Source organism: Paraburkholderia fungorum (assembly GCF_046026025.1).
In the GTDB taxonomy this organism is placed as follows: Bacteria; Pseudomonadota; Gammaproteobacteria; order Burkholderiales; family Burkholderiaceae; genus Paraburkholderia; species Paraburkholderia fungorum_E.
In genome coordinates, this window is record NZ_JAQQFL010000038.1 from 37,350 (window position 1) to 57,712 (window position 20,363).

Consider the following 20,363-nt stretch of genomic DNA (forward strand, 5'->3'; position numbering starts at 1 on the left):
TCGGGCCGCCGTTCAGGTATGGTATGCATAAGGGGGCGCCGAGCATCCGCAAGAAGCAAAGGCACTGCTCGACTACCTCGCCTCGCCCGCCGCACAGCCCGTGGTCACCTCGACCGGGTTGGACCCTGTCGCAACACGTTGACGAAGCGGTTGGCGCAGTTCCGGCAAACGCCTGTCATTCCATCCGCCTTGGCTTGCAAGTTAGAATCGGACCCTCCTTCGATATCCGCCAGGTTGAGGGGCCACGCACGTCAGGGCGGCTTCACTAAAAATTCTTCATAAAACTATGGAACAGTTGACCTTCGGGGCCTGCGTCAAAAAAGGGTGGATCAGTTCGTGGCAAGCCGTCACGCAGATGCCCTGGTTGTTTCTGGGTGTTTGCGCCGTGTTGGCCTGCACCTCGCTGCTGATAGGACAACGTCCCGCCGCCACTGACAATATGGATGCGATGACGCGTGTCGGCCACGGCCTGCTGTCACTGGTCTGGTTCGTTCTACAACTGGCGGTATCCGGCACGCTGACCATCAAGGTCCATCGTTTCGTGCTGCTAGGCGAAGGCGCGCATCCGCTCGTGCCGCTCAACGGCAAACCGCTCGCCCGCTATGCGCTGGTGTGGCTCGCCATCATGCTGGTCGTGCTGGCGATCATAGGGTTCACATTTTTCGCCATGCGGGCGTTGAAGATGGGATTCCTGGTTTATGTGCCGCTGCTGCTCATTTATCTATTCGTGCTTATCCGCCTGAGCCTGCTTTATCCGTCCATCGCACTCGGCAGCCGGGTTGCCCTGCGCGCGGCGTGGCGGGACAGCCGTGGGCACGTGTGGAGCATCATCGGCGTGGGTTTCGTGACCTATGTGCCGCTCTTTATCGTCACCGCTCTTTTTTTCGTGGTCGTTGGCCCGAAGATGCTGGCCACGCATCAGACCCAGGGCGTAGCCGTCCTCGCGATCTTTCAGGCGCTGCTCAATGCCGTGTTCGTCGTGTTCGCAGCGGCCTCGCTGTCATGGCTATACCGGCGCTATGCCAACGAACTGCTGACGCACGCCGAAGACGCGCCGCGTTAAATCGCGCGGCGCGCCCTCGCTTAGAACAGCTTGCCTGGATTCAGAATGCCGTGCGGATCCAAAGCGTGTTTGATCGCGGCCATGGCGGCCAATTCAGCCGGTGAGCGCGAGATCGGCAAGTACTCGCGCTTGAGCAAGCCTATCCCGTGTTCCGCCGACACCGAGCCGCGCAACGGCCCCAGCATCTCGTAGACGAACCCATACACCGCACGATGATCGACGCCTGGGATCGAATGGCCGTCGACGGTGACATGCAGATTCGAGTCGCCGATATGCCCAAAGAAATACGACGCGTTGCCCGGCCAGCGCTGGTCGAGCGCAGCGCGGCAACGGTCGACGAAAGCGCCGATCTCGCCGATCGGCAAGCTCACGTCGAAGTTGATTGCATCGAGCCGCACCGGAAACTCGGCGGTGCATTCGCGAATCGCCCATAACGCGCGCACGTCGGCCACCGATTGCGCGATCACCGCGTCACGGATCGCTTCTGCTTCGAGCGCTTCGGTCAGCGCGGCGGAGAAGCGTTCACCGTCGTCGCTTGCGTCGAAACTCGCGTGTTCGATCAGGGCATACAGCGGGTGCGAATCGGCGAACGGTGAACGCGTGCCCGTCAGCTTCACGCCGAAATCATAGAAATCCGGCCACATGATCTCGAACGCGCCGATGTCGTTGCCAAAGCGCGTCGACAGGCGGCGCAGCAGGTGCACGGCGGCATCGTAATCGTCGAGTGCGACGAGCGCGGTGTGGCGTGCCACACGCGGTGGATGGAGCCGCAGCACCGCGTGCGTGATCACGCCGAGCGTGCCTTCCGAACCGATGAACCAGTGTTTCAGGTCGTAGCCGGTATTGTTCTTGACCATCTTGCCGAGCGAGGTCAACACGTCGCCGTTGGCGAGCACGACTTCGAGGCCGAGCACCTGGTCGCGCGCGGTGCCCGACTGGATCACGCGATTGCCGCCCGCGTTGGTCGCCAGATTGCCGCCAATCTGGCACGAGCCGCGTGCGCCGAGATCGAGCGCGAGTTCGAAGCCGGCTTCGGCGGCGGCTTCCTGTGCGGTTTGCAACGTGGTGCCGGCGCGCACGGTGAGCGTGGCCGAGGCGGTATCGATCTCTTCGACGCCGGTGAGCCGTTCGAGCGACAGCGCGATATCGGTGGCCCGCGCAATTGCACCGCCGGCGAGGCCGGTCATGCCGCCCTGCGGCACCACGGGTTGATGTGCCGCGTGGCAAATCGCCAGCGCGCGCGAGACTTCTTCCGTGCTGCGCGGCAGGAGCAGCGCAGCCGGACGTGTCGGATCGTGACGTGTCCAGTCGGTCATCGCGTGTGCGCCGATCTGCTCGCCAACGCGCACCGCGTCGGCACCGAGCACGGCGCGAAGCGCATCGAGCGTGGCGGACAGCGGCGCGGCGTGGTGGATTGCGTTGCCGCCTGGGTTGCTCGCTGCGCCGTTTGCCAAACTGTTATCTGTCATGCAGTGGTTCCTTGCGTCCCTGCCACGGCGGCTTTCTTCCGATAGCCCATCGAATCGTTGATCCGTCCAAGAATGTAGTCGCCCGCGGCAACCGGTTGGTACTTGAGATCGGCGTCGCTCGTACCGAGCTCACGCGGATCGACCATCGCTCCGTAAGTGGGATCATAAAACGTCGCGATCGAATAGCGTTCGCGCCCCGACGCATTGACCACGCGATGCAAGGTGGAGCGAAAGCGGTCATTGGTCCAGCGGGCCAGCAGATCGCCGACGTTCACCACAAAGCTACCCTCGATCGGCGGCGCATCGACCCACGTATCGTTGGCGATCTCGCGCACCTGCAAGCCACCCACCTGATCCTGCCACAGCAGGGTAATGCAGCCGTAATCCGTATGCGGCGCGACGCCGAACTGATCCGCGTCCGATTGAGGCGGCTGCGGCGGATAGTAGACCATCTGCGTGCGCTGCATCCGCTTCGTATAGCGCGGTGCGAAGAAATGCTCGTCGACGCCGAGACTCATCGCGACCGCCCGCAGCAGATCGGCGCCGCATGCGGCCACCGCTTCGTAATAACCGTAAAGCGCGGGCTGCAACTCAGGCATGAAATCCGGCCAGTTGTTCGGCCCGCGCAGCGCCTGCCCCGCGCGCACATCGGGATCGTCTTCCGGCAATTCGAGGCCGATGCTGAAGAACTCCTTGTAGTCGGGGCGCTTCGCCTGATACATGGTGGCGTCGCCGAGCGCGTTGAAACCGCGATGCCGTTGATTGACCGCCGCGCGCCGCTTGGTCTCGACAGGAAACGCAAAGAACGTGCGCGCCGCCTGTGCGGCTAGATCGATTGCCGCTTGCGGCACACCGTGATTGACGATGTAGAAGAAGCCGATCGTGGTGCATGCTTCGCGGATTTCATGCGCCACGCGTGTCAAAGCCTGCGGGTCGCCCGCGCGAACGCCGGCAAGATCGATGATCGGAATGCGGGTCACGGGCATTTCGCTGCTCCCAGGAAACAATTCAATTCAACTGATGAAAGAGACTGGCGGATCGGCTTGCGAAGCATTCGAGCACTTCGTGCTCCCTCGTGCTTCCTTGTGCGCCCTCGTGCATCTTCGTTGTATATACCGCCAAAAGCGCACCCGCAAGTTGCTTCGCGGGGCCTCGCATAAGGGCTTTTCTCTACTCGCGCGTTTATTTATTTCGCGCGAAAAGTGCGGTATATACTGCCTCGAATGACTCGCGCAGGGTCGGCTGACGAACCGCTTTCGCGCGACACCGCTTTGCCAACCGGAGAATCCCATGAGCATCCTTGCAGGCTGGAAGTGTCGTTTGGTCATGCTGGCGTTGTGCGCGGCAAGCGTCAGCGCCCACGCGGAAGACCAGCTCGCCAAAGTAAAGAAAGCAGGCGAACTGGTGGTCGGCACCGAGATGCAGTTCGCGCCTTTCGACTTCCTTGAAAACGGCCAGCAAGCGGGCTTCAACAAGGATCTGTTCGCCGAGGTCGGCAAGGAATTGGGCGTGAAGGTACGCTTCATCGACCTGCCATGGCCGAGCGTGCTGCCGGGTCTCGAAGCCGGCAAGTTCGATATGGTGGGCGGCCCGCTGACGGTCACCAAGGCGCGCATGGAGCGCTACACGTACACCCTGCCGGTCGCGGACGCGACCGACGCGCTGCTCAAGCGCGCCAACGACGCCTCCGTCAAGCAATCGTCGGATATTGCCGGCAAGACGGTCGGCGCGGGTAAAGGCTCGGCCCAACTCGACCAGTTGAAGGCGTACGTCGCCACCTTGCCGAAGCCGCCTGAAATCCGCGAATACGTCGACAACAATCAGGCCTACGCCGACCTCGCCGCCGGCCGCATCGCGGCGGTCGCGAACTCGATGACCAACATCGCGTATGTCGCCAAGCAGCGGCCCGAGGCCTTCGCCGTGGTGCAGCCGCCGTTCGGCGCGAAAGTGTACTTCGCTTACTGCCTGCGTAAAGACGCGGATAGCAAGCCGCTTGCCGACGCCTTCAACGCCGCGCTCGTGAAAATGCACAACGACGGGCGCCTCGCGACCTTGCAGAAAAAGTGGTTCGGTGTCGCGATGGATGCGCCGACCACGATGCCCACGCCGAACTACTGATGCATTGAGCGAGCGCGACGCGTATGTTCAGCACAACCGTGTTCCTCCAGGGTTTGCCGCTGCTGCTGCATGCCGCGCTCGCCACGATCGGCATTTCGCTGACCGGTCTCCTGATCGGTTTCTTTGTCGCGATCGGCGTATGTGCCGCGCGTCTTTCGCCGAAGCGCGCCGCGCGCATGTTCGGCGGCGCCTATGTATTCTTCTTTCGCGGCGTGCCGATGCTCGTGCAACTGCTGCTGGTGTACTACCTGCTGCCGTTCGCCGGGATCAATGTCTCGCCCATCGTCGCGGCAATCAGCGCCGTGTCGCTGTGTTCCGCTTCCTATATCGCCGAGATTCTGCGCGGCGGCTTCCTCAGCATTGCGCCGGGCCATCTCGAAGCCGCGCGCATGCTCGGGCTTTCGCCATTCGATATGCTGCGGCGCATTCTGGTGCCGCAGGCGTTTCGCTTGACGCTGCCCTCGCTCGTGAATGAAATGGTGCTGCTGATCAAGGCTTCGTCGCTGATCTCGGTGGTGGGCGTGGCCGAACTGACACGCACCGCGCAGAACATTGCGGCCAGCACCTATCGGCCGCTCGAGGCCTATGTCGCCGCCGGGCTGATTTACTTCGTGATCTGCGGAAGCCTGGCGCTCGTTGCGCACGCCGCCGAGTACCGTTTGCAGCACGCCTGAGCACCTCTGAGCCCGAGATCGGATAAGTCATGCAAACGCTCGACCCCACCGTCATCACGCACAATCTGCAGCCGATTGCCGCCGGTCTCGCGACCACGCTCGGCACCTGGGCCGCGGGCGTGACAATCGGCATCCTGATCGGCTTTCTGATCGCGGTGCTGCAACTCTTTTGCGGACGCTGGGTGCGCGGCGCATTGCGCTTCTATATCGAACTGTTTCGCGGCACGCCATTCCTGGTGCAACTGTTTTTGCTTTACTACGGCGGCCCTTCCTTCGGCCTCACGCTCGAACCGATGACGGCCGGCGTACTCGGCCTGGGCCTCTACGGCAGCGCGTATTTCGCCGAAGCGTTTCGCTCCGGCTTTCAATCGGTGCCGCCAGGCCATCTCGAAGCGGCATCCTGCCTCGGACTCACCCGCTGGCAAGCCATCCTGCGCATTCAGGTACCGCAAATGCTGGTGCTGATCGTGCCCGCGCTCACCAACCTGATTATTGTGCTGAGCAAAGAAACCGCCGTGCTCTCGATCGTCACCGTCCCCGAACTCACGTTCGTGCTGACCGGCATCGGCTCGGCCACCTTCGCTTTCGTCGAAACGCTGCTGATGCTGTGTGTGTGCTATCTCGCGCTGGTTGAACTGACCTCGCGCGTTGGCATGTGGGCCGAAACCCGCATCGCGCGCTTCATGGCATGAACGGAGTCCGGACCACCCTATGAACGCTATCGCCGACATGCCCTCCTCCGCGTCCACCGCTGCCTTCGATACGCCTCCCGGCACGCCGCTGATCGAGGTACGCGACCTGAAAAAACGCTTCGGCGAAGTCGAAGTGCTGCGCGGCGTCGATCTTGAGATCGCCCGCTCTGAAGTCGTCTGCATCATCGGGCCGTCGGGCTCGGGCAAGAGCACGCTGCTGCGCTGCCTCGCCGCGCTCGAGACCTACGATCAGGGCGACGTGCGTATCGAAGGCGCACTGCTCGGCTATAGCGAGCGCAACGGAAAACGCGTGCGGGCGTCGCAAAGCGAGATCAATCGCGTGCGGCGCAACGTCGGCATGGTGTTTCAGCAATTCAATCTGTGGCCGCACATGACGGCGCTGGGCAACGTGATGGAGGCCTTGCTGCGCGTGCGCCATCTTTCGCATGACGAAGCGCGCCGCCGCGCCAATGCGATGCTGGAAACAGTCGGCCTCGCCCATAAGGGCGATGCCTACCCGTCGAAACTCTCGGGCGGTCAGCAGCAGCGCGTTGCGATTGCACGCGCGCTGGCGATGGAGCCACACATCATGCTGTTCGACGAACCGACCTCGGCGCTCGATCCCGAACTGGTGGGCGAAGTGTTGCACGTGATGAAGCAGCTTGCGCGCGACGGCATGACGATGGCCGTGGTCACGCACGAAATGGGGTTTGCCGCGCAGGTCGCCGACAAGGTCATGTTCATCGACCAGGGGCGCATCGCCGTAGAAGGCAAGCCGCGCGAAGTCTTTCACGATGCGGGGCAACCGCGTTTGCGGCAGTTCCTGCAAAATTATTTCGACCGCAACGCGTTCTGGGCGCGCGGTCCCGACGACGTAGAGCCGCAATGAAAACCACGCAAGCGGCGAGCGACGCGCCGGCCGCCCGCTACGAACAGGTCAAGACCCATATTCGCCAGATCATCGAATCGGGCGGACGGCAAGCGGGCGAGCGCCTGCCCTCCGAGCAGGAGCTGGTCACGACACTCGGCGTGTCGCGCATGACCGCGAACCGCGCGCTGCGCGAACTCGCCGATGAAGGCCTCGTCACCCGCGTGTCGGGCGTCGGCACCTTCGTTGCGCAAACCAAGCCGCAATCCACCCTGCTGATGATCGCCCATATCGGCGATGAAATCCGCTCGCGGGGGCACGAATACAGCTACGACACGGTTCTCGCGCAACGCGAAACCGCGCCGGTGACGGTGTCGAACGCGCTAGGGCTTGCGCCCGGCACTTCCGTGTTTCATGTGATTTGCGTGCATCGCGAGAACGGCTTGCCGGTGCAGCTCGAAGACCGCTATGTCAATCCGGTAACCGCGCCTGACTTCCTGAAGCAGGACTTCGCCACGACGAGGCCGTCCGAGTATCTGTTCGTGACCGTGCCGGCGCACGACGTCGAGCATGTCGTGGACGCGGGTCTGCCGACCCGGGCCGAAGCCGAATTGCTGGAGATTCGCGCCGACGAGCCGTGCCTGACGCTGATGCGCCGCACATGGACGAGTGGCGTTGCGGTCACGTTCGCACGTTTCGTGCATCCGGGCTCGCGGTACCGGCTGGGCTGCCGGTTCACGCCGGACCTGTCGCAGCGACAGGGCTAGGGCCAGCGGGCTAGAGGGCTAGAGGGCTAGAGGGCTAGAGGGCTAGAGGGCTAGAGGGCTAGAGGGCCAAGGCTAACAGCGCGCACGCCGGGCCCTCGCCCGCGTCGTGCCGCTTAGACGTTGCCCGCCAGATGAAAACGCGATGCCGGATGCCACAACTGCACCGAGGTCGCCACATCATCGCCGACCCACGTGCGGCGCCATAGCTGCAGACAGGGCTCGCCGATATCCATCATCAGATGCCGCCGCACATACGCGTCGGGCTTCTGTGCATAGATGCGAAACTCCGCGCGCTGGATCGGCGCGAGCCGCACCATGTAGTGATTCGGCGTCTCCACGGTGAAGTCCTGCTGCAGGTAGTCGGGAAACACCTTTGGATTGACGTAGCGATCTTCGTACTGAATCGGCTCGCCCTCTTCGCTATGCACGATGCACGAGTGAAACACGGGGCCATCGGTGAGGCCGAGCGCTTCGAGCGCGTGGGGATCGTCGCTGGGTTCGAGCATCAATACGCGCGCTGAATGACGGTGACCGCGTGCGGCAATTTCGTCGGCAATATTGCGGATTTCCAATACCGTCGATTCGTAGCCCTGCGGCGCGACGAACGTGCCGGAACCTTGCACGCGCGTCAGCACGCGTTCGGTGGTGAGCTCACGCAGTGCGCGCGATACCGTCATGCGCGCGACGCCGAATTCCTTGACCAGTTCCGTTTCGGACGGGATCAAGCCACCGGGCTTCCAGTCCCCTTCATTGATACGCCTGAGCACGTAGCGCTTGATCTGCTCATAGGCGGGCATCGCCTTGGCGGGTGCCTCCTGGGTGCGGCCAGGGAGGGTCTGCGTCTCTTCGATTTGCGCGTTTGTGTTTGTAATAGTGTTCACGTCGACCTCGTGGGTGGTACGCGGGTGGTACACATTCTGGCCGGTTCACCGGCGGGTAAGCCCGCTCACCGGCGCTGTCTCCGTTATTGCAATCTGTTATTGCAATCCGTAAATGCAATTCGTCAAAATCAATCCGTCGATTCGGAACCGTCAGTCCGATCCGTGAATTCGAGCCAATCAACTCAAGCCCGGGCAACCGGGCCCTTCAACCTGCATGGGCCGCCGCCCGGCCATCGTTGGCCGCCGGATCGGCGCCAGGCTTGCCAGCGGTGGCAATACTCGTCACGCTCGCCCGGATGGCAGGACTCGCGCCGCTGACTGAAGCTTCCGGCCCGGGCCGAATCTTACCCGGGTTTGGCAGCGGTGGCGGCATTCCGTCGGCGATCAGGCGAAACGCGACCGACATGTCGTCCGCGAGCGGCCGGTCGTCGCGGTAGATCGGCACGACGCGGCGCACGCGTTGCCAGAGTGCGTCGGTGTGGGGCGCGCGCGGTGCATCGATGCTTTGCAGATCGTAAGCTTGCGCCGCCGCCAGCAATTCGATCGCGACAATGCGCCCGGCGTTGTCGACGATCTCCAGCGCTTTCAGCGCAGCGGGCGTGGCGTGGCAGAGGTGGTCTTCCTGCAGGCCGGAGGTGATGCCGCCATCGAGACTCGCGGGCATCGCAAGGCGCCGGTTCTGCGCCACCAGCGAGGCCGCCGTGTACTGCGCAATCATGAAACCGGAACAGGTGCCGCCCGGCTCCGCAAGAAACGCCGGCAAGCCGCTCACGAGCGGATTGACGAGGCGATCGAGGCGCCGCTCGGCCATCGCCGCGACTTGCGCGATCGCGGTGGCGAGGCTGTCCATCGCCAGTGCGATCGACGCCCCCACCGCATGCGCCTGCGAATAAACGCGCGGTTGTTCCGGCGTACCGGCGACGATCGGGTTGTCGGTAATCGATGCGAGCTCGCGATTGACCACGTCGGCGGTCCCGGCAAGCACGTCGCGCGCGGCACCGTGCACGTGCGGAATGGTCCGCATGCTCAATGGGTCTTGCGTGCGCTGGCCGACCACCGCGGCGAGAATGCCGCTATCGGCGAGCGCCGCACGCATCCGTTCGCCGACCAGATTCAGGCCCGGCGAAATACGCAACGCCAGCGCGTCTTCATCGAAAGCCGCGATCTGGCCACGCAGATTCTCGAAGCTCATCGCGGCAACCACGTCGGTCCAGTCGAGCAGACGTGCGGCGCGCGCCAGCGCCAAGGCGGCGAGACCGGTCACGCACGGCGTGCCGTTGACGAGGCACAAGCCCTCTTTCGCATCGAGCACCAGCGGTTCGAGGCCCAGCAGTTGCAACGCGTCACGCCCTTTGAGGCGTTCGCCGCGATAGCGCACATGCCCCTCGCCGATACAGACCAGCGCGATATGCGCCATATGGCTCAGATAACCGACCGAGCCGAACGCCGGCACTTCCGGCAGGCAATCGGCATTGAGCAATGCGACCAGTTGATCCGCGACTTCGAGACGGATCCCCGAATGCCCGTGCGCAAAATTGTTGACGGCTGCCGCCATGATCGCGCGCGTTTCGGCGACACCGAGCGGTGCGCCCACGCCTACCGCATGGCTCATCAGGATGTTGCGCGACAGCGTGCGCTGTTCGGACGGCGACACGATCACATCGCATAACGCGCCGACGCCGGTATTCACGCCATACGCGCGAATCCCGCGCTCGACGATCTGTTCAACAAGCACGCGCGCCGCCGCGATATGCGAGCGGGCATCGGTGGAAAGCTCGAGCGGTTCGCCGGCGGCGATGGCCGCTACCTGAACCCAGTCGAGAGGACGATCGGAACGGATCACGGCCATGGTAGTGCTCTGCGCGGTGAAGTGACGATGGGAGTAAGCAGCGAATGCCGATGAATTAGTGCGTCGTGCGATCCTGGTGGCTCGACACGAACTGGCGGAAACGGTCCGATTTGCATTCGACGAACACTTCGTCGGGCGTACCGTCGGCTTCGACCTGGCCTTGATGCAGGAACATCACGCGATTCGACACATGCCGGGCGAACCCCATCTCGTGCGTGACGACAAGCATCGTGCGGCCCTCTTCGGCGAGCGAGCGCATCACGCGCAGCACTTCGCCGACCAGCTCGGGGTCGAGCGCCGAGGTCGGTTCGTCGAACAGCATCACCTTCGGATGCATCGCCAACGCACGCGCGATCGCCACGCGCTGCTGCTGGCCGCCGGACAGGTGTGCCGGATAGTGGCCGCGTTTTTCCGCGAGACCGACTTTCGCGAGCAGCGCTTCCGCTTCTTCAACCGATTCGGCGCGGCTGCGTTTTTGCACGCGCATCGGCCCTTCGATCAGATTCTCCAGCACGGTCATATGCGACCACAGGTTGAAGTTCTGAAACACCATGCCGAGTTGCGAGCGCACCCGATCCACCTGGCGGCGGTCGCTCGGTTGCAGCTTGCCGTCGCCGCGCCGCTTCATCTTCAACTCTTCGCCGCCGAGCGCCACCGAGCCGTCATCCGGCGTTTCGAGCAGATTCAGGCAGCGCAGGAAGGTGCTCTTGCCTGAGCCGCTGGCGCCGAGAATCGAAATCACGTCGCCTTGATGGGCGTCGAGCGAAATGCCTTTGAGCACGTGGTGGTCGCCGAACGACTTATGGATGTTCTTGACCGACAATGCAACAGGTGCGGTAGCGTTCATGGGATTCTCCAGATTCTGCAAGAAGTGCAATCGTTCAGGGCGTAGCGCGGCGCGCTTCGGTCGTGGTCGACACCGGCCGGTTCTGCGCGCTTTGCGTGGGCGCCGCACGCAGATGGCGCGACAGGCGCGTCTCGAGGAAACCGAGCAAACGCACGATGACGAAATTCAGGAACAGATAAATCAACGCGGCGCAGATGAATACTTCAGTGGTGCGATACGTTTGCTGAATGATCTGCTGCGCGACACCGGTCACTTCCCACACGGTGACGAGGCTCGCGAGCGCGGTGGATTTGACGAGCAGCACGGCCTCGGTCGAGTACGCGGGCAAACACTGACGCAATGCAATCGGACCGATCACGCGGCGCAGCAGCGCGAACCCCGACAAGCCGATCGAATAGCCCGCTTCGATCTGACCGACCGGCACGGCCATCAAACCGCCGCGGATAATCTCAGCGGTATATCCGGCGGTGCACAGCGCCAGGGACAACACCGCGCACATGTACGGCTCGCGCAACACGGGCCACAGGAAGCTCTCGCGAATCACGCCGAACTGGCCCATGCCGTAGTAGACGAGAAACATCTGGATCAACAGCGGCGAGCCGCGGAACACGAGGATATAGGCACGCGCGAAGCGGTTCGGCAGCCAGTGCGGCGACACGCGCATCGTGACGATCACGAGCGAAAGCGCGCCGCCCAGAATCAGCGAGCAGAAGAACAGTCCGAGCGTGGTTGGCACGGCCGCGATCAGTTGCCGCAGCGTGTCGAGCAGGAAATCGAAGTCGAAATGCATGATGTCCGGTCCCTGTCAGTTGCGCGCGAAATTGCGTTTGAAGGATCGGCCCACGCGCGCTTCGGCGCGGTTGAAGATCCGGTTCGAGATGCCGGTCATCAGCAGGTACAGCGCGCCGCCCACCACGAAGAACGTGAAGTACTGGTGCGTCGAACCCGCCGCCACCTGGCTCACGCGCAGCAGTTCGGCCAGCCCCGTGACGGAAATCAGCGCCGAGTCTTTCAGGCTCAATTGCCAGACATTGCCGATGCCCGGTAAAGCAAAGCGCAACACTTGCGGAATCAGAATGCGGCGCGCCATGGTCAGGGTGGGCATGCCGATCGAGCGCGCCGCTTCAAGTTCGCCGCGCGATACCGCGAGCACCGCCGAGCGGTACACCTCGGCCTGATACGCGCCGGAAATCATGCCGACCGCGAGCGCGCCGACCACGAACGGCGGTACGCCGACAAAACCCTCCGCGCCGAACCATTGACCCACCGTGGTCACGAGCGTCGAGCCGCCAAAATAGAACAGATAGATGACGAGCAGTTCAGGCACGCCGCGAAACACCGTGGTGTACGTATCGCCGATCACGCGCAGCGTGCGAAACCGCGACAGCTTGGCCGCCGCGACCAGTGCGCCGAACACGGCGCCAACCGCGAGCGCCGCCAGCGTGAGCGCGACCGTCATCAATGCCGCGAGCAGCACCACGCCGCCCCAACCCTGCGGCCCGAAGCCGAGCATCTCTATCAGAGCCATTGCCACTCCCTCATCCATTACGGCGGATCGAACCAGCCGGCCTGCGCGATTCTTTACACCGCGCAGGCGGTTACCTCTGAACGCCCAGGCCAGTCAAAGAAAAACGAATCAAGGCGTGACGTCGGTCTTGAACCACTTGGCAGAGAGCTTCTTGACGGTGCCGTCGGCAAGCGCGGCGCTGATCGCGGTATCGAACTTCGCTTTCAGGTCGGCGTCCTGCTTGCGAAACGCGAGGCCTTCACCCGGACCCCAGATCGGGCCGCCGATCTTCGGGCCGGCCATGATGATCGACGCGGTGTCTTTCTTGTCGATGTTGGCGGCGTAGTACGTCACGTCGTCGAACGAGGCGTCGATACGGCCATTGGCCAGATCGAGATCGCGCTCAGGCGAGGTTTTGTAGACGCGGATCGTGGCGACGTCCTTGAAACCGTCGTTGATGAACTTGGTGTAGACCGTGCCCGACTGGATGCCGATGGTCTTGCCCTTAAGCTGCTTGCGCAACGCGTCGACGGTGGGCTGGTCGGTTTTCGGGTCGCCCGACAACTTGACGACGGCCGCGGTGGGCGCAGCCTTGGGCAACACTTTCGCGTCGGTCACGGCAAACGTGGCCGGCGTGGCGGCGTACGGCCGCGAGAACGCAATGATCTTTTCGCGTTCCGGCGTGATCGAGATCGCGTCCATCAGTACGTCGAACTTACCGGCTTGCAGACCCGGGATCATGCCGTCCCAGTCTTGCGCCACGAGGTTGCACTGCAGTTTGATGCGCTCGCACAGATTGGCGACCAGTTCGGGTTCGAAGCCGCCCAGCTTGCCGCCCGGCAGAGTCAGATTCCACGGTGCGTAGCCGCCTTCCAGCGCGATCGTCACCGTCTTCCAGTCTTTGGCCTGCACCGGTGCCGCGAAAATCGTCGCGGCGCCGAGAACGGCACCCATCAATGCTTTTGCTAACGTCGTGCGCTTCACTTTCACGTCGAAACTCCTTGGATTGGGAAAACCGTCGAGCTGGATGTTTTAACTGTTGCTTAATTTGTATAGACAAGTCTGCATGAGTCAAAAAGCGATCGCAAGCGGATTTATTCGAAATCGCATGGATCATCGGGTAAGCCCCTATTCGATGCCGTACGACAAGGCTTTCATGAATATTCTCAAGGCGTGACGGTGACGCACCAGTCATAAACGGGTGCGTCAGTCAGCTTTATTTTGTCTAGACAGGTTGGCAACGAAAGCGCTGACGCGCCAGGTTAGCGAAGTTAGCAATGGAAGCGCTGGCGCACTCCAGGTCGGCGCATTGCGCGCCCTACCAGATGAACGGCACGAAGCGGTAACGCACGCGTGAGACGTAGTCGGTATAGCCGTCGAGTTGCTCTGCCAGCACGCGTTCCTCGCGTACCGTGCGCCAGCCGAGGCCGATCACCAGCACCGGCACGCAGGCAACGCCCCACCACGAGCCGAGCAGTAACGGCGTGCCGATGAACAACAGCAGCGCGGCCGCGTACATGGGATGACGGACGTGCGCATACGGGCCGGTGTCGATGACTTTATGACCGCGGCCAGTCTGGATCTTCACGACCGGCGCGGCGTAGCTATTGGCCCGGAAGACGATCAGGCACAGGAGGAGGCAAACGAAAATGCACAGCGAGCCGAGGCTCACCAGCCAAACCGGAAACGGCGCGGACCAGCGATAACGCATTGCGTCGAGTCCCATCAGGACGAGCCACGCGCACCACGCCACCGTCACGGCCACCATGAAGATCCGGTCCCAGCGACTTTGTTGCGCCTGAACGATCGGTGCGAGACGCTCGGCAAGCAGAGCGGGGTCATGGCGTGCCAGCCACAAACCGATCCATACACTCAGGCCGCCCGTCTCGATCAGATACCACCATCCGGCGGGCCACGCGAGTGTGCCTGCCGAGCCGAACAGCAGCGCGCCCATGCATGCGAGCCAGACCACCGTTTGCAGGATAAGGCGCGTGATCATGGCTGGGTTGTGGTGCTCGTGAGGGGTTGCTGGTAATTGCGGATGCGCGCGCCTGGGTGCCCGCTACGTTCTTGCCTCAGGCGGAAGCTGAACTCACGCGCCCGAATACCTCTGCAATGTCGATGTCGCCCGTATTCAGGCCGAATTGACCGCGCAGGCAGGCCGCGAGTTCGTCCGCACTCTTCAGTTGCCGCTCGCCGATGACCTGGCCGTCCGCCGCGCGTTCATTCAGTTGGTCGTTGAGCAAGGTCAGGCGCGATTCCGGCAGGACCCGGCAAACGATCAGGTTGTTCAGGAACACCGACTCCGGCGCGGTCGAGGTGTACCAGTTCGAGGTCTCGTAGTCGATCCATTCGACCGGCTGCAGGTCGAAACGGTAGACGCGCGCCCAGGATTCGTCGCGGGACTGCACCTCGAGATAGAGCGCACCGTGCGATGCATCGGCCAGACGAAACGTGCCTAGCTGCGTGGGCTGCGCGCTGCCGGCGATCAGGCGCAGCGGCGCGGTGAGCGTCACGCTGCCGAAGCCGACGTCGGCGATCCATGCTTCGTTCCTGATGTCGACACGCAGGACCATGTGCGTGCGCGGGGGAATCGCGGCGGATTCCCGCCCCCAAAGGACCCGGCCGAGCAGAGGCGTGACGTTGAAGCCCAACTGCATCAGGACATTCGCGAACAGCGCATTCTGTTCGAAGCAGTAGCCGCCGCGCTTTTGCGTAATCAGCTTGTGCTCGACTGATTCGAGATCCAGTTTTACCGCGCGGTGCGTAAGCGGGTTCAGGTTCTCGAAGGGGATCGATCTGGGGTGCAGCTTGTGGAGTTCCTGGAGCACTTCCAGCGTCGCCGCACGAGGCCCCTGGTAGCCTATGCGGGTGAAGTAATTGTCCAGATTCACGGTGTGTGACATCGGTGTCGTCCCGAGATGGTTTGGAGACTGGGCACTTCAAGGCATGGCGCCTCGGCGCGGCATCGGAAGAAGATCATAGCGTCTTTTGTTGTCTGCCCGGCACACTGGCCTTCCATGTTTCCGTAGTGGACCCGTTCCGCCCGCCCGCTCCCGATCGCAAGCCCGGATACCGGCCACCCCGGCACCGGCTCGGCACACCCTATTCATACTAAAACATTACATATTCATTCCATTTTATTTACATATAAATAGCCTTTAGTAGCAGTCCGTAAAGTTCGGAATTACACCCTAGTAATATTGATGCGAATCGTTCTCATTTGTGTTGACGCACCTATTCCGCATGCGTACGATCTCGCCATCTGCTGCATCCGGCGTCGCGAACCGATGTGGCAACTCGCAGGCACACGGTGACGTCACGCCGCGATGGTTAGATCAGTCGATACAACACAAATAAGGATTTCGATGAAGTTCGCCCAATCAACTGAACCCGCCGACCGGGCGCGTTCGCTTCGCGACGCCGGCGCCGTGCGCCGTTCGCGTTTGCCTTCGATGCGGCGCGTGGCGCTCTGCACGGCTTTCGCCTGGGCTTCGTTGACCGCCGGCGTTGCCATGGCCGACGCCAATCCCGATGCCGCGCCCGAAGCGCCGGAAGCCGACCTGAATATCAAGGCGACTCAAACGAATCAGTGGACCGGTGTCTGGAATCGCGCGACGTTGCTCGGCGACATCGGCGGCCTGCGCCCGTGGCTCGGCAAATACGGCGTGACATTCGCGCTCACCGAAACCAGTGAGGTTCTCGACAATCTGCGTGGCGGCCTCGCGCGCGGCGCGGATTACGACGGTCTCACGACCGCGACCTTGCAGATGGATACGCAAAAGGCGTTCGGTTTGCCGGGCGGCCTGTTCAACGTCAGCGCGTTGCAGATCCACGGCGCCAATCTCAGCGCCAACAAGCTGGGCACGCTGAATACGGCGAGCGGTATTGAAGCCGATGACGCTACCCGTCTGTGGGAATTGTGGTATCAGCAGTCGTTCCTGAACAAGCGCGTCGACGTCAAGATCGGTCAGCAAAGTATCGATCAGGAATTCATCACCAGTTCGAACGCGGCCCTCTTCGTCAACACGATGTTCGGCTGGCCTGCCCTGCCGTCCTACGACATGCCGTCCGGCGGTCCCGCCTATCCGCTGTCCGACCTGGGCGTGCGGGTGCGCGGACAGATCACGCCTTCGTTGACGGCCCTCGTCGGCGTCTTCGACGGCGATCCGCTCGGCAACAATCCGAACAACAAGAGCGGCACCAACTTCAACCTGCATAACGGCGCGCTGTACATCGGCGAGTTGCAGTACGCGATCAACCAGCCGGCCGACGGTGAAATGGTCGGTGCGGGTGGCGGCGGTTTGCCGGGCACCTACAAAGTCGGCGTCTGGTACAACAACGGCAGCTTCGCTGATCAGCGCTTCGACAACACCGGCGTTTCGCTTGCGAACCCGGCGAGCACCGGCGTCGCGCAGAACCATCACGGCGACTACAGCTTCTACGCCGTAGCCGACCAGATGATCTGGCGTCCGGATCCGGACGAGCCGCGCAGCCTCAGCGTGTTCGGGCGCGTGATGGGGGCACCGGGTGACCGCAACCTGGTCAGCCTCTCGGCGAACCTCGGCATCGTGTTGAAAGCGCCGTTTGCCGGCCGCGACAACGACAGCGCCGGCATCGCGCTCACCTACATCAAGATCGGCAACCACGCGAATGGCCTCGATCAGGATAACCAGGCATTTAGCGGCGGTCCCTATGGCGTGCGCACCAGTGAAACCACGCTCGAAGCGACCTACCAGTATCAGGTCAACCCGTGGTGGCAATTGCAAGCCGATGCGCAGTACACGTTCAACGCCGGCGCCGGCCAGAATCCGGGCAACCCGGCTCAGCCGCTGCGCAACACGTTTGTGATCGGCCTGCGAACCAACATCACGTTCTGATGCCGTTCGCCATGACTACCTACGCACATTCGCACACCCAGGCCAAATCGAATCCCATGCTTTCGATCATGATCGCAACTACCGCTTTGTGCTCCGGCACGGAGGCACACTCATGAACCATCCCACGCGCAAACATTCGCCCCGCGCCGCGCGGGCCCTGATTGCCGCAACCGTCAGCGCCGCCGCATTCGCGACGGCCGGCGTGGCGCACGCCGAGCCACAAGGTTTCCTCGAAACCATCAAGCATCACACGACGCTGATCAACACCGTGCCGGACAACGGCGACCAGAATCCGTATGCGGTGGTCGTCGCGCCGGTGACGGCAGGCACCGTCAAGCAAGGCGACGTGCTGGTCGGCAACTTCAATAACTCGACCAATCTGCAAGGCACCGGCAGCACGATCGTCAACTATCATCCGGATACCAAACAGATGACGGTGTTCGCGACGGTGCCGCGCGATCTGAAGGAATGTCCGGGCGGCATCGGTTTGTCGACCGCGATGACGATGCTCAAGTCGGGCTACGTGATCGTCGGCAGCACGCCGAGCAATGACGGCACCACCGGCACCAAGGGCGCAGGTTGCCTGATCGTGATCGACCCGAACGGCAAGATCGCGTCGACCATCAACAGCCCGAACATCAACGATCCGTGGGGCAACATGGCGGTCGTCGACAACGGCACTAGCGCGACGCTGTTCGTCAGCAACGCCGGCTTCGGCGTGGGTGGCGCGGACGGCAATCCGCCGGTGTTCAAGCAGGCCACCGTGCTGCGTCTGGACCTCGACGTGCCGGCCGGTAAGCCGCCGGTCGTGAAGAAGGAAACCGTGATCGGCAGCGGCTTCGGCGCACAGGCGGACAAGGGCGTGTTCCTCGTCGGTCCGACCGGCCTCGCGCTGTCGGGCGATCAGAAACTGCTCTATGTGTCCGACGCGATCGGCAACCGCATCACCGAAATCGACGAACCGATGACGCGCGACACCAGCGCCGGTGTGGGCCGTCAACTGACCGCCGACGGTCTGCTGCACCGCCCGCTCGCCATGGTCACCGCGCCGAACGGCCACCTGCTCGTCACTAACGCGCTGAACGGCCAGATCGTCGAAATCGACCCTGCCAGCGGCAAACAGATCTACGCGCGCTGGATCGACACCGACAAGGCGCAATCGCCCCCGGGCAACGGCGACCTGTTCGGTCTGGCGCTGACGCCCGAAGGCGATGGTTTCTATTACGTGCAGGACGACGTAAACACGCTGGTCCTGGCGAAGTAAGCCAGCTGGCAAATTAAGGACGCAAATCCGGCCGTCGAGCCGGAAGCGTTTCCGGCAGCCCCCACGGCCAACTGAAGGCGAAGTAACCATGGCAAACGATCAACCCCCGCGGCCCTCACGGCGCGGTTTTCTGAAGGCCGGCAGTGCCGCGGTCGCAGCGGGCGCGAGCCTCGGTGCGACCGGCGTCGCCCAGGCCGCGCTGGGCAAGACGCCGGCACACGCCGCCGATCCGACTCAGGCGGTCGAGCCGTTCTACGGCTTGCATCAAGGCGGCATCGTCACGCAGCAGCAAAGCCACACGTACGTCGCGGCGCTCGATCTGACGACCGACAAACGCGACGACGTGATCGCGCTGCTGCGCGCATGGACCGACGCCGCCGCGCGGATGACGCAAGGCAACACGGCCGCGCCGCTGCCGACCGGCGCCGCGGCCAACGCGGAGCCGACGAGCACGAAGGCTGATACGAAGGCCGATGCCGGGGCCAACAACGCGGCCTACAGCCCGACCAACGCCAAAGCCGCACCCGATTCCGGCGACGTGCTCGGCCTCGGCCCGTGCGGCCTGACGATCACGTTCGGTTTCGGCCCGGGTCTGTTCACCAAGGACGGCAAGGATCGCTACGGCCTCGCCGCGCGCCGCCCCGCCGCGCTCGTCGATCTGCCTCGTTTCAACGGCGATCAGTTGATCGAGCAGAAGACCGGCGGCGACCTGTTCATTCAGGCCTGCGCGAACGATCAGCAGGTCGCGTTTCACGCGGCCCGTCAATTGGCGCGCCTCGCGAATGGCGTCGCTGTGATGCGCTGGGGCCAGTCCGGTTTCCTGTCCGGTCCGCGCGGTCAAACACCGCGCAATCTGATGGGCTTCAAGGACGGCACCAACAATCCGTCGACCGCGAAGCCGCAGTTGATGAACGAATTCGTCTGGGCCGGCGCCACCGCCGACGCACCGTGGATGGAAGGCGGCACCTACACCGTCGTGCGGCGCATCCGCATCACGCTCGAACACTGGGACAACACCGAAGTCGACTTCCAGGAGCAGGTGTTCGGCCGTCACAAATACAGCGGCGCGCCGATCGGCAAGAAGAACGAGTTCGATCCGGTGAACCTGAAGGAAGAAGACAAGGACGGCAATCCGGTGATCCCGGAGAACTCGCATGTGCGTCTCTCGAATCAGGCCAGTAACAACGGTGCGCAGATTCTGCGCCGCTCCTATTCGTACAACGACAGCACGAACTTCTACATCGAGCGCTGGCCGCCATGGCGTCAGGAAACCGAATACGACGCGGGGCTGATTTTCGTGGCTCACCAGAGCGACCCGCGTACCGGCTTCATTCCGATCAACGACAAGCTCGCGAAGTTCGACATGATGAACCAGTTCACCACGCACGTAGGCAGCGCGGTGTTCGCGGTGCCGCCGGGCGCGAAGCCGGGTTCGTATATCGGCGCGGGGCTGTTCGAGACGTAATGCAAGTCGCAGTAAGCCG

19 protein-coding genes and 1 pseudogene are annotated in these 20,363 nt (G+C 63.0%); 10 read left to right on the forward strand and 10 right to left on the reverse strand.

Annotated features, from left to right (window positions below; all coding sequences use genetic code 11):
- Window positions 1-34: 34 nt before the first annotated feature.
- Both PQR67_RS31535 and PQR67_RS31540 read left to right on the forward strand, forming a co-directional pair.
- Window positions 35-142, forward strand: a pseudogene (locus tag PQR67_RS31535) (substrate-binding domain-containing protein); the annotation flags it as partial.
- Window positions 143-286: 144 nt separating this feature from the next.
- Complete coding sequence (locus tag PQR67_RS31540) at window positions 287-1,063, forward strand: hypothetical protein (RefSeq protein ID WP_408466722.1); 777 nt, start codon at window positions 287-289, stop codon at window positions 1,061-1,063.
- Window positions 1,064-1,083: 20 nt separating this feature from the next.
- Here the strand turns inward: PQR67_RS31540 and PQR67_RS31545 are convergent, their stop codons facing one another.
- Window positions 1,084-2,532, reverse strand: coding sequence for an FAD-binding oxidoreductase (locus PQR67_RS31545; protein WP_408466723.1), 1,449 nt, complete (start codon window positions 2,530-2,532; stop codon window positions 1,084-1,086).
- Complete coding sequence (locus PQR67_RS31550) at window positions 2,529-3,518, reverse strand: isopenicillin N synthase family dioxygenase (protein ID WP_408466724.1); 990 nt, start codon at window positions 3,516-3,518, stop codon at window positions 2,529-2,531. Before PQR67_RS31550 ends, PQR67_RS31545 begins: the two co-directional genes overlap by 4 nt.
- A gap of 304 nt (window positions 3,519-3,822) precedes the next feature.
- Between PQR67_RS31550 and PQR67_RS31555 the strand changes: the two genes are divergently transcribed.
- The 5 genes from PQR67_RS31555 to hutC (PQR67_RS31575) are packed head-to-tail and all read left to right on the forward strand — an operon-like array spanning window position 3,823 to window position 7,651.
- Complete coding sequence (locus PQR67_RS31555; protein WP_408466725.1) at window positions 3,823-4,650, forward strand: transporter substrate-binding domain-containing protein; 828 nt, start codon at window positions 3,823-3,825, stop codon at window positions 4,648-4,650.
- Window positions 4,651-4,673: 23 nt separating this feature from the next.
- Window positions 4,674-5,324, forward strand: a complete 651-nt coding sequence (locus PQR67_RS31560) for an amino acid ABC transporter permease (protein ID WP_408466726.1) — start codon at window positions 4,674-4,676, stop codon at window positions 5,322-5,324.
- A gap of 29 nt (window positions 5,325-5,353) precedes the next feature.
- Window positions 5,354-6,016, forward strand: a complete 663-nt coding sequence (locus tag PQR67_RS31565) for an amino acid ABC transporter permease (protein ID WP_408466727.1) — start codon at window positions 5,354-5,356, stop codon at window positions 6,014-6,016.
- 19 nt (window positions 6,017-6,035) lie between these two features.
- A complete protein-coding gene (locus tag PQR67_RS31570; protein ID WP_408466728.1) occupies window positions 6,036-6,905 on the forward strand; it encodes an amino acid ABC transporter ATP-binding protein in 870 nt (289 codons plus the stop codon).
- Window positions 6,902-7,651 carry a histidine utilization transcriptional repressor HutC gene (hutC, locus tag PQR67_RS31575; RefSeq protein WP_408466729.1) on the forward strand — a complete coding sequence of 250 codons (750 nt, stop codon included), beginning with the start codon at window positions 6,902-6,904 and terminating at the stop codon, window positions 7,649-7,651. The genes PQR67_RS31570 and hutC (PQR67_RS31575) overlap by 4 nt, the downstream gene beginning before the upstream one ends.
- 113 nt (window positions 7,652-7,764) lie before the next feature.
- On the opposite strand, the gene hutC (PQR67_RS31580) is transcribed toward hutC (PQR67_RS31575), so the two are convergent.
- From hutC (PQR67_RS31580) to PQR67_RS31615, 8 genes are all read right to left on the reverse strand, one after another.
- On the reverse strand, window positions 7,765-8,448 hold the full coding sequence (gene hutC, locus PQR67_RS31580; RefSeq protein WP_408466770.1) for a histidine utilization transcriptional repressor HutC: 684 nt from the start codon (window positions 8,446-8,448) through the stop codon (window positions 7,765-7,767).
- A 289-nt stretch (window positions 8,449-8,737) separates the two neighbouring features.
- Window positions 8,738-10,381: an HAL/PAL/TAL family ammonia-lyase gene (locus tag PQR67_RS31585; protein ID WP_408466730.1), complete on the reverse strand. Its 1,644-nt coding sequence runs from the start codon at window positions 10,379-10,381 to the stop codon at window positions 8,738-8,740.
- 55 nt (window positions 10,382-10,436) lie between these two features.
- Complete coding sequence (locus PQR67_RS31590) at window positions 10,437-11,228, reverse strand: ABC transporter ATP-binding protein (protein WP_408466731.1); 792 nt, start codon at window positions 11,226-11,228, stop codon at window positions 10,437-10,439.
- Window positions 11,229-11,262: 34 nt separating this feature from the next.
- Window positions 11,263-12,018 carry an ABC transporter permease gene (locus tag PQR67_RS31595; RefSeq protein ID WP_408466732.1) on the reverse strand — a complete coding sequence of 252 codons (756 nt, stop codon included), beginning with the start codon at window positions 12,016-12,018 and terminating at the stop codon, window positions 11,263-11,265.
- Window positions 12,019-12,033: 15 nt separating this feature from the next.
- Window positions 12,034-12,756, reverse strand: coding sequence for an ABC transporter permease (locus tag PQR67_RS31600; protein WP_408466733.1), 723 nt, complete (start codon window positions 12,754-12,756; stop codon window positions 12,034-12,036).
- Between the two features lie 108 nt (window positions 12,757-12,864).
- On the reverse strand, window positions 12,865-13,689 hold the full coding sequence (locus PQR67_RS31605) for a transporter substrate-binding domain-containing protein (protein ID WP_408466771.1): 825 nt from the start codon (window positions 13,687-13,689) through the stop codon (window positions 12,865-12,867).
- Between the two features lie 364 nt (window positions 13,690-14,053).
- A complete protein-coding gene (locus PQR67_RS31610) occupies window positions 14,054-14,734 on the reverse strand; it encodes a methyltransferase family protein (RefSeq protein ID WP_408466734.1) in 681 nt (226 codons plus the stop codon).
- 76 nt (window positions 14,735-14,810) lie between these two features.
- Window positions 14,811-15,641, reverse strand: coding sequence for an arylamine N-acetyltransferase family protein (locus PQR67_RS31615; protein WP_408466735.1), 831 nt, complete (start codon window positions 15,639-15,641; stop codon window positions 14,811-14,813).
- Between the two features lie 462 nt (window positions 15,642-16,103).
- Here PQR67_RS31615 and PQR67_RS31620 point away from each other — a divergent pair, with 462 nt between their 5' ends.
- The 3 genes from PQR67_RS31620 to PQR67_RS31630 all read left to right on the forward strand — a co-directional run bounded on the left by PQR67_RS31620 (window position 16,104) and on the right by PQR67_RS31630 (window position 20,344).
- A complete protein-coding gene (locus PQR67_RS31620; RefSeq protein WP_408466736.1) occupies window positions 16,104-17,615 on the forward strand; it encodes a carbohydrate porin in 1,512 nt (503 codons plus the stop codon).
- Window positions 17,616-17,727: 112 nt separating this feature from the next.
- Window positions 17,728-18,879: an NHL repeat-containing protein gene (locus tag PQR67_RS31625; RefSeq protein ID WP_408466737.1), complete on the forward strand. Its 1,152-nt coding sequence runs from the start codon at window positions 17,728-17,730 to the stop codon at window positions 18,877-18,879.
- Window positions 18,880-18,967: 88 nt separating this feature from the next.
- The gene (locus tag PQR67_RS31630; RefSeq protein WP_408466738.1) at window positions 18,968-20,344 is read left to right on the forward strand and encodes a Dyp-type peroxidase; all 1,377 of its coding nucleotides are present in this window, start codon (window positions 18,968-18,970) and stop codon (window positions 20,342-20,344) included.
- Window positions 20,345-20,363 lie beyond the last annotated feature (19 nt).